Source organism: Mucilaginibacter sp. dw_454 (assembly GCF_018449775.1).
In the GTDB taxonomy this organism is placed as follows: Bacteria; Bacteroidota; Bacteroidia; order Sphingobacteriales; family Sphingobacteriaceae; genus Mucilaginibacter.
Genome location: NZ_JAAVVB010000006.1, coordinates 105,627 through 119,282, shown reverse-complemented (window position 1 = coordinate 119,282; position 13,656 = coordinate 105,627). Strand labels below are relative to the sequence as shown.

Genomic DNA, 13,656 nt, shown 5'->3' with positions numbered 1-13,656 from the left:
GGTTCCCTTCATCTCCGCCTGATTACTGTAATTAACTGAGACTGATGAAGGAATATTAAGAAGATTGGTCATCGATCCGTTTATCAGGATTATCCTCTTTTTTCTTTGCCGGTTTAGCCGTCCCGAGGCTCTTCCCAAACCGGTAGGTAAAACTCAGCGTTGCTCTGGAACCTATCGTCCTTCGCTCAAAGTCCAGTAACAAAGCATCGCTTGTCCGTAAAAAGGCCCATTTGCGGCTGTTAAAAATATCGATGCTATTGAAGCTTAATGTAGCTTTATTCCCGGGGAAATCGTAACGCGCACCGGCATCCAGCCCAACGGCAGCGCGGTCATGGTCCTGGATGATTTGGTCGGCGGCACGGTAATCGGCGCGGAATTGTATGGCCAGGCTTTTTGCTAAAGCAATATTGTTAGTAATGTTCGCATTCCAGCTCAGCCCGCTATTGGCCGCGATACCGTACTGCGGCGCAGCATCATTCTGTCGTTCAAACAGGTTGGCATTGGCTGTCAAATCCCAGGCTTTGATCAAATCAAAGTGCCCGATCAGCTCCAGCCCTGTAGTCGTCGAACGCTTTAAGTTTTCAGCCCTGGTAATCGTCATATCGTTAACCGGATCACTTTGCACGTGTTTGATCACATTGTTCAGCCTGCTGTAATACAGGCTCGACGTAAAGGTCACGTTCTGCCAGATTTTATTATAGCCCAATTCCAATGAATTAATACTTTCAGGTATCAGGTTAGGATTACCGACCTCGTAATTGGTCGGGTCAGAAAAATCGGTGGAAGGATTAAGCTCACGAGCGGTCGGCCTGGTTGCCCTGCTGGTGAAGCTAAACAGCAATTGCTGCTGGTCAGCTAACTTTTGCGTTAAAAAAACTGAAGGATACAGCCCTTTGCTAGGTACTTGAATAGGTGTGGTGTAGGATGCAAACGGGATTAGCGGGATTACACTTATGGGCTGATATCCTAAAAAAGTGGCATCTAAACGGGCGTCTTCTCCCCGCAACCCTAACTCATAGCAAAAATCGCCAATCTGATCTTTGTAGTTTACATAAATCGAATGAATTTGGTTATGACTGCTAAACAGATCTGTAAAAGGTAAGTATAGTGCCGCAGAACCCGAAATACCTAAATCATAAGCATATTGATTATTGTTGCCTTTGCTGATCTGACCATGATAGCCTGCGCCAAATTGCCCGCTTTTTCCTATCGGTAATACATAGTCCGTTTGGATATTGAAATTGCTACCCGCGTTGTGCAAATCACTCTCTAAAGGGTCTGTTATTGTATGGTTGTCGTAAACTTGTAAGTTCCTTGAATCGCTGTGGGAATAGGCGAAATTAAAAGTCAGTTCCTCCTTATGTTTTTTAAAGTGCTGGCTATAATCAAAGTCTAATTCATAACTCTTGCCGTTGCTGTTGCTCGTGTTGTTTTGTGTGCTGGTTTGAACAGGAACGCGATTTGCGTCCAGGTTGTCTATATCTAAAAGTTCATCACGATGGGTGTTGCGCAGATTAAGGTTACCGGAGATGCTCAGTGTGCTTTTAGGCGATAAGAAATAATCCAGACCTGCTTTTAGATTTTGCGCTTTTGTCCTGGTGGTTGAGGGAAACAGCTCATTGGAAAAAACGGTTGAACTGGTGGGCTGCAAAAACGTTAAGTATTGATGGCCATTACTATAGGTAATCCCATCGCGAATACTGTAATTGCTGTAAAGGTTGATCTTACTGGTCTGGTAACTTAATGCGCCGCTGCCATTGTAATTATTGTGCGTGCCGCCGGAAAGCGTCCCCGATCCGTTAAACCCGGCCTTATTATTCTTCTTGAGCACAATATTAATAATCCCTTGCCCGGCTGCATCATATTTAGCGGACGGATTGGCAATCACCTCAACCGATTCAATTGAACTGGCGGGAATGGATTGCAGGATTTGAGTTACATCGCCACCCGCTATCAGTGATGGTTTGCCATCTACCAATACTTTCACACCTGTTGAGCCTCTTAAGCTTACATTTCCGTTGATATCAATTTGGAGCGTTGGCACATTTTGTAAAAGGTCTGCCGCAGTACCTCCCTGGCTCACCAAACTTTGATTCACTGAGAATATCTTTTTCCCATCTGCATTTTGCAGTGTTGGTTTCCTGGCGTTAACTATAATCTCGTTCAAGACCTTGTTTTTGGACACGCTCATTTCTAAAACACCCAAATCCAATAGGGTACTATCTTTAAGAACAATATTTACTTTACTCACCGAATCATAGCCAACAAATCGCACCTGTAAAGTATAGTTACCGGTTGGTAATTCATTTAATACAAAATTGCCGTTAATATCAGTTTGCGCAGCTTTAGAGGTTGTGCCGGTTAAGGCCACGGTTGCAAAGGGTATGGCCTCATGATTTCGAGCATCTTTTACGCTACCTCCTATTCTGCCGTTATTTTGGGCGCAGACGCTGCCGGCAAGGGCCAAAAGCAGGAATAAAAACAGAGTCTTTATCCTAATAGCTGTAGTCATGCTCATAACTAGTCGTTCCGTTGATGACGATGTTTTCATCATCATTTTGCACTTTTCCATCGATCTCAGCCTTGTAACTGATCGTATAGGCAGGAAGATTCGCAGCATTACCGAAATCCAAATGCACCCGTGTATCAGGCACCGGAGCGATAGATTGGATTACAAAGGTAGTTGTTGCGCCTGCCGGGAAACTGATTCCATCAAACGTAAGCAGCGTGGCATTTTGTTGCTGAACGCTATTGATGGTCCAGATGGTTTTATTGTTTGACCCGGCTGCATTAAATACCAGGTCAATTAGGCCGCGGTTGGTGGCTGCAACACCACCCGCCACCGTGATCGTGAATTTAACATTATGACCCGTGTTTGCCGGGCTGGTACCCGGGCTGCTTTTGCTACAGGCGTTTAAAAAGAAAAGCGCGGTAATTGCAAGAATGGATTGCTTAAAGTTTTTCATGATTTTAAAATTCGATGATAGCCAAAGCTGTGAGTTATCGATCTGATCTGGTAATCATTTCGACTGTATCACCGTAATTTCCAACCAGGGCACCGGATTATTCGACAGGTGCCTTTTTAGCCAACCGTCGGAATTTCCCCGGCATTGACGTGGAATCCGCGCCAAACGGTCTAAAGCGCTCGCACAAGGCCAAAAAGATTGTTATTTTTAACAAATGTTGATGCAGCTCGGAAAATTCAGATTCAATTTAATTCAGCTCCAGGTGTTAATCTGGATCAGTGTTTTGCTGCTGATCTTTTTTTCCCTGGTACCCATGGACGGGCTGCCTAAATCGCTGATATATACGCTGGTTAACGCTACCTCTTACGCGGTAATTATCTATGGCAATATCCTGGTGCTCTATCCGCTACTTTATGAAAAAAAGCGTGTTGCCGCTTATACTGTTTCGGTGGTGATTTTTCTGGTAGTAACGGGAATGTTAAGGGGTTATGCTTCCATTTCACTTTACCGACATTTTTTAGGATTAAAAATACCGCCGGCGACGGCGCTTACGCTATTGGGTTATGTTCCCGGAGGCGTATTGATCTATGTTTTGAGCCTGGTTTTCCGCATCGCTATCGCTTACTTCACGATCAAGCAACAGGCCGAAGAAATCATGTTGCAAAAAAGCCAGGCTGAGCTTAATTTATTAAAGTCACAAGTACAGCCGCATTTCCTGTTCAATACATTGAATAATATTTATTCCCGGGTTTATAAAGTAGACCCGCCCTCTGCGGGGCTGATCGGGCGGCTTTCTGACATCATGCGTTACTTTGTGGATGAAAGCCCCAAAGATGTGGTGCCGCTGGCTAGCGAAGTGGCCTTTATCGAAAATTATATGGCACTGGAGAAAATCCGTATCCGTCACGGCGCCTTCATCTATTTTGAAAAAGCATACGACCCCGAACTTCGCATCCCGCCAATGCTGCTGATGACCTTTACCGAGAATATTTTCAAGCACGGTATTGACAAGTCGCAAAAGCAAAACCCGGTCAACATTTCACTCATCCAAAAAGACGGCTTTCTGTTGTTCCGTACCAGCAATCGCAAAGTCATGACAGCGGCGGGCCCGAAAAACCATGGATTCGGCATTGCCAATCTACTTCAGCGACTGCAAATGCTCTATGGTTCCAGGTTTGAATTGCAGATCAATGATCAACCCGATTGTTATACCGCTTCTTTAAAAATACCGCTGCTATGAACTTAAGCTGTATCATCATCGACGATGAACCGGACGCCATTGACTTGCTGGAGCTACTGATCCGTCAAAGTACCACCTGGACGCTGAAAACCAAATGTTATAACGCACTGGAGGCTTTAGCTTATTTAAAAACAAACCAGGTGGATTTTATTTTTCTGGATATCAATATGCCGCAATTAAGCGGTATTGAACTGGCTGGCCTAATGCCTGCCGGAACCCAGATCGTATTTACGACCGCTTATTCGGAATATGCGCTTGAAAGCTATGTTTTTCCGACCATCGACTACCTGTTAAAACCAATCACCCTGAAACGCTTCCTGGGTGCCGTACAAAAAATAGAAAGACATTTTCTAAAGCCCGAAAGCCTGCCCCGGGCCGAAGCAACACCAGCCTACTTGTTTGTTAAATCGGGTAAAACTATCCGGAAGATAGTCTTAGCTGACATCTTGTTTTTCGCCGGCGAAAAAGACTACGTCAGTTTAGTTACAGTAACCGAAAAACTACTGATATACCGTCGGCTGAAAGATCTGGAGGCCCAGTTAAAACTGCCTTTTGTCCGGGTACACCATTCCTATATCATCAATTATGACCAGCTGGATAAAATTGAAGACAATCATATTTATATCGGCAACCAGCGCATCCCCGTCAGTGAAAAATTCAGAAAATACTTTATGGACCTCATCGACCAAAAGAAGCTTTAAATTAATTATTTCACCCAAGTGCGCATTACTATAATTAGTTGTTTTAATGTGCTATAAAAAAATGTGCAACATAAATTGCACTGGGCGGTCTAATCAACAATGAGCAATCAAAAGGAGGATAATTTAACCGACAGACACCTGGTAACAGCTGTGTTAAACGGCGATCGTCATGCTTTTGGTTTGATCATTAAAAAGACGGAAGGCCTGGTTGCACAAATGACCTTTAAAATGGTCAGCAGTCCTGCCGACCGTAAAGATATCGCGCAGGATGTTTATCTTAAGGTTTTTAAAAATTTACGTGGCTTTAAGTTTCAATCCAAATTATCTACCTGGATCGGTCAGATTGCTTATAATACCTGCCTCAATTATCTGGAGAAAAAGAAGCTGGTGCTCATAGACAATTTCGGAGAAGACAGCGAATCTCCAGGAAGCCGCTTTAACGAAGATGTTAGGAACGACACTGAAGAAAAGCTATTTAACAAGGAATTGGCCAATATGCTTCATACGGAGATTGAACTGCTTAAACCACTTCACAAAACACTTATTTCTCTATACCACCAGGAGGAACTAAGCTATTTAGAGATCGCCGAGATTACATCTCTGCCAGAAGGCACAGTTAAAAGCTATCTTTTCAGAGCAAGAAAAACGCTCAAAGAAAAAATCTTATTAAAACATAAAAGAAACGAGTTATGATAACAGCACATCTTACCGATGCGGAGATACAGCTTTATGTAGCTGAACCGGAAATGATCAATGATCAACTGAAAATACATATCCAGGACTGCGCAAACTGCCAGACGAGTGTTGCCAATTACCAATTGCTTTTTAATAGCATTCGCGATCAGGCAAAACCACAGTTTGATTTTGACCTATCTACCCTCGTTCTGGAACAATTGCCGGAGCCAAAGCCTGCATTTCCGTGGGCTGCCATATTGGTATCGGGTTTTTCTGTTTTATTGATTGCCCTATCAGCTATATTGTTCTGGCCGTTTATAGCCACGGTCATCAGGAGGACGCCAATGGTGCTGCCCGTTTCGGCAATTACCGCAGCGGTAGTTATCTTAATTTTCCAAGCCCTTGAAATGGTTAAAAACCATCAAAAGCAGATACATACACTTTTAGATGCAAAAACATTGCAACTATAACCCGGGTAACCGGTCTCATCAGGTATAAAAACAAATCAAAAAAACAATGAAAAAGATATATATAACCCTCCTGTTGTTTTCGGCCGCTTTAGGAGCACATGCGCAAAGCAATACCAATTTAATGAGCGACAAGGCCACTTTCGAAGAGTTTGTTCGTGATATCGTTATCCTGCTGATGATTTTTATGGTTACCAGTTTCGTCCTTTCGATAATCAGACTTATCCTGGACAATGGTCTTAAGAAAAAGATCGTAGAAATGGGGACACCGGAAACTGTAGTTTCACAGTTGATGGCAACCGGTAAAAACGAGGTCAGGAACAGTCTCAAATGGTTTTGCGCACTTTGCGGCATTGCTGTCGGGCTTGGCATCATCGGCTGTTATCATCTTTCGGATATCTATGCACTTATGGTCATTGCATTTTGTTTAGCGATAGGCTTTCTCGGTCATTTCCTTTTGGCCAGTCGACTGAATAAATAACAACACGTCCTCTATTCAAAAAATGGAAACCCTAAAGGGTATGGGAATGCTATGCCTGTTGGTATCAGTGATATTCTTGTCCGGGATTAAGCCGCCTCTTTTATTACTTAAATCGGCCCAGTCTCAATTTAATTAAAACACCTTTATGAAAATATTAGTCATGGCATTATTGGCCACAGGGCTTTTTTTTGCCCCAAATTTTCTAATCGCTCAAGCAATCAACGGTAAAATATCCGGAAAAGTTGCAGATGAAAATGGTCGCCCTGTCGAAGGCGCCACCGTATCTCTTATTCGGCTAAAAGATTCTGTGACCGTAAAGAATGGACTGATTGCTGCGGACGGGGCTTTTAATTTTAACGTAACCGATGCTGGCCTGTACTGTGTCCTGATTGCTTCCGTTGGTAAATTGCCTTATAAAAGCGATGAGATAACAGTTGATGCGCAGCACCAATTAATAGATTTAAACACCATCGCTATACAAACGTCCACCAAAAATTTAAAGGAAGTGGTGGTCACATCCAAAAAGGCATTCCTAGAGCAAAAGATAGACCGCACGATTGTCAATGTAGATGCACTGATCAGCAATGCAGGTACCACAGCGCTGGATGTGCTGGAAAAATCACCCGGCGTTGCCATTGATCAGGGCGGCCAAATCAGTTTTCATGGTAAATCTGGTGTAGCAATCTATATAGATGATAAACCGACTTACCTTTCAGGCAGCGACCTGGAAAATTATTTGCGCTCGATGCCTTCGTCGACCTTATCTCAAATAGAATTGATGACCAACCCGCCCGCCAAATACGACGCAGCCGGAACCGCCGGTATTATCAATATCAAAACTAAAAAAACTAAAGTGAAGGGATTCAACCTGGGGATGAGTATTGGTTTGCGTCAAAGCCGGTATTCGGCTACCAATAACAGCATGAATTTTAATTACCGGCAGGATAAGGTAAATGTGTTCGGCACCTTTGCTTACACATTCAGCAACGGTTATAACGATATTGATATCAACCGCAACTACTTTTATAACGCGGGGCAACCATCTGGGGCGTTTACTCAGAATTCTTACATCCGCACCATGAGCAGTGGTTACAATGCGAAACTGGGTGTGGACCTCTATTCATCTGAAAATACGACTATTGGCGTGCTATTTAACGGCGTAATTCGTTCGCCAGATCAATACAATAACAGCAAAGGTCAATTATTCGATGCTGTAGGCGAGCCTGATTCATCCATTTTATCAAAAAACAAGGAACTGGGCAAGTTCAAAAACGGCAGCGTTAACCTAAATTACAAGCATACCTTTAAAAAAGACGGACCTGAAATAACAGCCAATCTTGATTACCTGGCTTTTGCGACGGATAATAACCAAACATTTTTAAACCAAAGCCAGGCAGCAACAGGTTCGGTTTCTATGGATCAGCTTGATGGAAATCTTCCGGCAGCCATTCACATTTATTCGGCTAAGGCAGATTATAGCCAGCCATTAGCAGGTGGCTGGAAACTGGAATCTGGTGTAAAAAGCAGCTATACCAATACCGATAATCGGGCCAACTATTTCGACATCATAAACGGAAATGCAATCACGGACAATGATAAGACCAACCATTTTTTATACAGGGAAGCCATTAATGCTGGTTACATCAATTTAAATAAAGATTTTAAAAGACTAAGCATACAGGCAGGTCTCCGCATAGAAAACACAGATTCGCGCGGCCATCAGTTAGGCAACGCACTAAAGGCCGACTCTGCTTTTAACCGGAATTATACAGGTTTGTTCCCTACCCTTTATCTCCTGTATAAATTGGATACATTGGGCGATCATCAGTTAAAGATGACCTATGGACGCCGCATTGAACGCCCTTACTATCAAGACTTAAACCCCTTTATATCTCCACTGGATAAATATACTTTCTATATCGGAAACCCTTACCTGCTGCCTTCGTATTCGGCGAACTTTGAATTGGGCTACATTTATAAAGACAGGATCTCAGTAACTATGACCTATACTGACATCCGCGACCGATCAACGGAAACCATAGAGATCCTAAACGGCTATTATTACGACCGTCCGGGAAATATTGGCAGCACAAAATTGTATGACCTGAATGCAGATGCAAGTTTCGACCCGTCAAAGTGGTTTAACCTTGAATTGAGCGGAGATGTATGGCAGATTCGGCAGGCCAGCGATTTTTATACCGGTACATTAAACAGCCGTAGTACCAGTTTCCAGGGGCTGGCGGTACTGCAATTTAAACTATCAAAAGGATGGACTTTACAAACCGACGCTAAGTATCAAAACAAACAAACCGATGCCCAATTTACTTTGGCCGCAAGAGGTCGCCTTAATGTAGCCGCTTCTAAAACACTGTCGTCACGCGCTACATTAAAGTTCAGTATCAATGACCTTTTAAATACGAACATCAGCAAAGGAGTTATAAACAATCTGTATCAAACAAATGCCAGCTTTCGCACCCTTAAAGACTCACGTGCCGCATTGCTTGCCTTAAGCATGCGCTTCGGAAAATCAGTAAAGGATCAGCGCGAACATGATCAAACAGGTGCCGGTGAAGAAAACGACCGGGTGAAAAATTAATTTGATCTGGCGACAGTAAATATTACCGCCGTATTACCTATTTTTTGCCGCAATAAAATTTAAAAACACCAATTTGTACAGGTAAAAACAACTCCATCCGATTATAACGTGTGATCTAGCTGGTGCTATAGACAAAGTATATTATAATTGTAATGGTCTTTGACAACCTATCTAAACTACTTTTTAATAATCTGCTTTATTATTGCCAAAATCGCAGAAAGTTGTTCAATCCTGGTCTCCTTAACCCTGCTGAAAGTGAAAACAACCCGTTAAAACATTGATTTTAACGGGTTGTTAATTATACGTAGGAAATATTATTTGCGCTTTGATTATTTAAAAACAACAAACCATAGTGAATGGGTTAATTAACCCATTGTTTTTGTTCGATGCCCTTCATCGCGTTACTTTAAAATTATCTTCATTCGCGTATTATTCAACTTTATTCATTGCTCACCTGCTTTCTACAATGTTTCCTTGCGTTCCTTTTGCTGTAAGGCCTGTACGATCTGTAACCTTACCATTAGATATCTGAACAGCTATTCCCTTTTTTGATACAGCCGAAATATTGGTTAAAGGTGTTTCCCATTCTGGCGCGAGTATGCAGCGCGAGAATTGAGCGCAGAGTACTCGTGCCCCATTCGTTAGTAAATAATTGGGTTAGCTAAAATAACTTCATAAATCAGGGTAAATCCTTATCGGCAAAGTCACGAGTACGCCGGCTGGCGCCGGAGGCATTAAACGTAGCGATCGTGGCATTGCTCACATAATCCGGGTTGCCCAGCGTGCCGGTGGTATTTTGCTGCTGGCCGACTTCCGTGATCCGTCCCAACTGATCATAGCTGGTATAGCTCCAATTGCTGTTTGGCCGCTGTTTATCGTTCTGCGAGAACACCAATCTGCTCAGCAGATCATACCAGTAGCTGTTCGTCCCGCCATCCGGCGAAGTTTGCTGCGTGACCTGGTTGGTCGCATTATAGGCATAGGTGGTCTGCATCACCTGATTAGGATAAGTATCGATAAGCGATGTTTCATCGCTCGTGGCACTGTTGATCGTCGTCGGTGGCGCGCCCGGCGCAGGTACGTTGAAACGGTACCAGCCGGTATAAGTCAGATCGCTCGCCGAGAAGAAGATGTTGTTCGCATCGGTCGTGATCGTTGCCGGGCTGAGCAAATGGTTATACAGCAGCAAATGTTTCAGGCTCTGGATGCTGTCCGGTAGCGTTACCGAGCCGGTATTGGCTTTGATGGTAAAGCCGAAAGGTGCCGGCGTGCCCGCGGTGCTTACCGTAAGCTGATGGCCGTTCACCCAGATCTGCGGCGTGCTTGTCGCCGCACCCAGGTTATTGCCCTGCAGCACCACATGCGTAAACGGATACAGCGGCAACAGCGTGCTGATATCCACCTGGTAATGGCCCGTCGCCGGCAGTAGCTCGTAAGTACCTGCCAATGGCAGGGCTGCCGGGAAGACATCGATATTCAGTGTATTGCCCGCCAGGCCCACCTGGAAGAGGTACTGGTTGTCTGGCGTGCCCTCTATCCAGTGGTAATAGGTCTGGCTATTGTTATACAGCCACATCTCTACCGCGCCGGTACTTGCCGAAAGGGTGGCCGATAAGCTCGTCATCGCCGCGGGTAAACTCGATGCCGTTTCAGGGCCGTTATACGTATAGCTCACCGCCGCCGTGTCCTGATCGCGCGCCCGGTCGATATACCCAAACTGGTTATCGTTCATCAGCGTCACACCTTCCGGCGGTACCGTGATTTGCTTCTTTTGGGCGTTGCCTGCGGCCCTCGCTATCCACTCATACTGCGCGAGGCATTAGCCACAGGCCGGTATCCGCTGCTATCGCTAACGCGGCCGACCGCGCTGTTTTGTTTCACGTGCGTGTGCAACAGATGAAACATGTGAAACAGAATTCTTAGTTAATTATTTGATAATTAATTGCTTATAAAAATATAGTGAAACAGAATGAAACAAGAAAAATGACTTTTAGGTCTTTTTTTTGTTTCAACTTGACGTTTGGTAGGTTGTCATATTTCAAAGAACGTTGGCAATAATTGGCATACGCGACATGCGTGCGCCGGCTAAGAGTAAATTTTTCACATTCCATATTTATTGCTTTATAGGTGTTGAGCTACCCACATTTATCAAAAGCTTCTTGTACTGCGTCATATATCACTTGATTATCATCCAAACAGGAAACAACAATTTCCGATGATGGTAGATGATCAAATCTTCCCTTATTACCTATATTAATTGTAGGTAACAAGGATATTTCGTCATTATCCTGTGCGACTTCGCAACATTTGGCCCCACTATAAAATGCTTTTTTAGATTTAATCTCTAAATTCTTGGAAAAGAATTCATCGAACAATTTTAAGTCTTTAGGATGCGGAACAACATTTCCACTTTTATCTAGGGCACTAAACAACTTTTCGATGAGTTCTGAAAATAGGACATTCAAAGGGCTTTTAAAAAATGGAACTGACGCGATCCAAACACCGTCAGTAGTTTTGGATTGGCTATATATCCAATAATTGCTTTTAGTTTTTATAATTGATGCACTTTTTTTCATTATTGTACTTTTGTAATTTTTACATTAACCCCGTTTTGTGCTCCATATTGCCTTACTTGTTCCAGTACATTTAACTGCTCAGTGGTAGCCTTGCCATCTTGTATTGCAATATTTAATTCTCTTGACGTAATTTCTGATGCGTTAATTCTAAAACCGCCAAAATTATTACCCTCAAATTTAGCAACACTATTAACATATCCCTTAAGTCTGCTCATTAAATTTGAAGCATTTTGATAAGTTTGTGCTGTTAAATCTATACTTTTTATACTTGTTGCAACCCCATTTGCAAATCTATCAATTACCGGGAAATTTTTCGGCAGGTTTCCACCTAACGCACCTTCGATATCTAAGCCTCTGCTAAATTGAGATTGTTCAAATATTGAATAACTTCGAGCCTCTGCACTTACGCCTGCTCCTGCAGTTTCTCCTCCTGTATATAAAGATGCACCTAATACTAACGTGTTTTCATAGGTCTCCGGACTTTGCAAAGCTTTGCCCGCATCTTTGAGTTGCTGACTGAAAGGCGTTTTAGCTATATTTCTGTAGCTGTCTGATACATATTTTGAAGTTGACTTATATAGGTCTGTTCCCGCATTTTTAAAATCAGCAGGCAGGTTTTTAGGATGAAAAACAATTTCATGTGTCAGGCCAATAAATGAATTAACCAATCCAATACCTCCATTAACTAAATCTGCGGAAGAATTAGATACTACTTTAACTGCATTTACAGCTATATTGTCCCCATACTTAACTTTATCAAATAATGGAATTTGCGGTTCCCCTCCATTCAAGTCAGTGTAAATAATTGGGTTATCACCAGCAAATTGATAGGAAGAAAATTCCGGATATTGACGATATAACGGATCCACACTCAAAAACCGCCCCACCCTCGGATCATAAATCCTCATCCCATAATCCTGCTGGTTACCAACTCCCTTCACCTCATTATCATTCTCCTTCCCATTAAACCCGTACCTATAATTATTGCTTTGGGTAAACGTTCTACCCGGCATCAAGCCGCCAAAGGCGTAATATTCGTTGGCGGTGTTTACATCGGCATTATAATAATCAATACTGGTGCCGTTACTGCTGTGCTGCATCCGGTTATCACTGAGGGTAGCCAGTACGTTGCCCAGGTGGTTGCTCAGTTCGTATTCGCGTTTACCCGTGGTATCCCAAACGGCAGTTCCATTGGTTGTAGCTAAGTTTAACCTCGGTTGCCACAGGCCCAGTCTTGATGAACCATATAATTCCTGTTCTTTCCAGTTGGTGGTGCCTTGCTTGTTATCATACAGCGCCAGTGCGTTGCCTTGTGCATCGCGGATATACCAGGTGGTTATCCCGTTTGCCGTCTGGCTTGTTCTTTGGCCCGATGGGTCGTAAGTATAGCTGATCAGTCCCCTGCTGTTGGTGAGGTTTTGTATCTTGCCATACACCGTCCAGTTGATGTTGCTAATAGTATCTCTGACGTCAGCCGTCATATTGCCTATCGGGTCGTAGGTGTAGTTGTTGATGGCTTGATTGTTTAGTCCGTATGGATAGTTGTTGGTCGTGATTTTATTGGTAATATAATTTAGTTGGTTATTGCTTAGCCTGCCGTTGGCGTGGTTATAGTTATAGGTCAGGCTGTCCATCGCTGCAGCGGCGCCTTGATTGCGGATAGCCGTCAATATGTTACCATTACCGTCATACGTGAAAGCCTCGTTATAATCCGTTACCTGCGTAACGCCGGTGCTTACCTTGTAAACGTTGGTCGCCTTGATCCGGTTTAGCTGATCGTATTTATAGGTGTAATAATGCCAGGGGTCAGCAAGCTGCGGTATATTCATGCTCGTGGCAGCAATGTTGCCGTTGTACAGACCTTTGAAAGTAATTTAATTAAGTTTCAAAGAACAAAAAGGCACTTTTAGATGTTAAAAAGCAGATGATATCTTGGGTCTCGCCCGGTTGGGAT

Annotated in this window: 11 protein-coding genes; 6 read left to right on the top strand and 5 right to left on the bottom strand. The window is 43.4% G+C overall.

The genetic code is table 11. The features are described from left to right. Positions 1-55: 55 nt before the first annotated feature. Positions 56-2,572, bottom strand: coding sequence for an outer membrane beta-barrel family protein (locus HB679_RS17125; RefSeq protein WP_214073241.1), 2,517 nt, complete (start codon positions 2,570-2,572; stop codon positions 56-58). After that, positions 2,496-2,966: a hypothetical protein gene (locus tag HB679_RS17120; protein WP_214073240.1), complete on the bottom strand. Its 471-nt coding sequence runs from the start codon at positions 2,964-2,966 to the stop codon at positions 2,496-2,498. Before HB679_RS17120 ends, HB679_RS17125 begins: the two co-directional genes overlap by 77 nt. A 220-nt stretch (positions 2,967-3,186) precedes the next feature. On the opposite strand from HB679_RS17120, the gene HB679_RS17115 reads away from it, so the two are divergent. The 6 genes from HB679_RS17115 to HB679_RS17090 all read left to right on the top strand — a co-directional run bounded on the left by HB679_RS17115 (position 3,187) and on the right by HB679_RS17090 (position 9,126). Beyond that, entirely contained in the window at positions 3,187-4,206 is a 1,020-nt protein-coding gene (locus tag HB679_RS17115) for a sensor histidine kinase (protein ID WP_214073239.1), read from the top strand. Further along, positions 4,203-4,907, top strand: a complete 705-nt coding sequence (locus HB679_RS17110) for a LytTR family DNA-binding domain-containing protein (protein ID WP_214073238.1) — start codon at positions 4,203-4,205, stop codon at positions 4,905-4,907. The genes HB679_RS17115 and HB679_RS17110 overlap by 4 nt, the downstream gene beginning before the upstream one ends. Positions 4,908-5,006: 99 nt before the next feature. Continuing rightward, on the top strand, positions 5,007-5,600 hold the full coding sequence (locus tag HB679_RS17105; protein WP_214073237.1) for a sigma-70 family RNA polymerase sigma factor: 594 nt from the start codon (positions 5,007-5,009) through the stop codon (positions 5,598-5,600). After that, on the top strand, positions 5,597-6,052 hold the full coding sequence (locus HB679_RS17100; RefSeq protein WP_214073236.1) for a hypothetical protein: 456 nt from the start codon (positions 5,597-5,599) through the stop codon (positions 6,050-6,052). The genes HB679_RS17105 and HB679_RS17100 overlap by 4 nt, the downstream gene beginning before the upstream one ends. A gap of 46 nt (positions 6,053-6,098) precedes the next feature. Continuing rightward, the gene (locus HB679_RS17095) at positions 6,099-6,530 is read left to right on the top strand and encodes a hypothetical protein (RefSeq protein ID WP_214073235.1); all 432 of its coding nucleotides are present in this window, start codon (positions 6,099-6,101) and stop codon (positions 6,528-6,530) included. A gap of 145 nt (positions 6,531-6,675) precedes the next feature. Next, positions 6,676-9,126 carry a TonB-dependent receptor gene (locus HB679_RS17090; RefSeq protein ID WP_214073234.1) on the top strand — a complete coding sequence of 817 codons (2,451 nt, stop codon included), beginning with the start codon at positions 6,676-6,678 and terminating at the stop codon, positions 9,124-9,126. 679 nt (positions 9,127-9,805) lie between these two features. On the opposite strand, the gene HB679_RS17085 is transcribed toward HB679_RS17090, so the two are convergent. From HB679_RS17085 to HB679_RS17075, 3 genes are all read right to left on the bottom strand, one after another. Then, entirely contained in the window at positions 9,806-10,858 is a 1,053-nt protein-coding gene (locus tag HB679_RS17085) for a hypothetical protein (RefSeq protein ID WP_214073233.1), read from the bottom strand. Positions 10,859-11,261: 403 nt separating this feature from the next. Then, positions 11,262-11,702, bottom strand: a complete 441-nt coding sequence (locus HB679_RS17080) for a hypothetical protein (protein WP_214073232.1) — start codon at positions 11,700-11,702, stop codon at positions 11,262-11,264. Continuing rightward, positions 11,702-13,531, bottom strand: coding sequence for an RHS repeat-associated core domain-containing protein (locus HB679_RS17075; protein WP_214073231.1), 1,830 nt, complete (start codon positions 13,529-13,531; stop codon positions 11,702-11,704). The genes HB679_RS17080 and HB679_RS17075 overlap by 1 nt, the downstream gene beginning before the upstream one ends. Positions 13,532-13,656 lie beyond the last annotated feature (125 nt).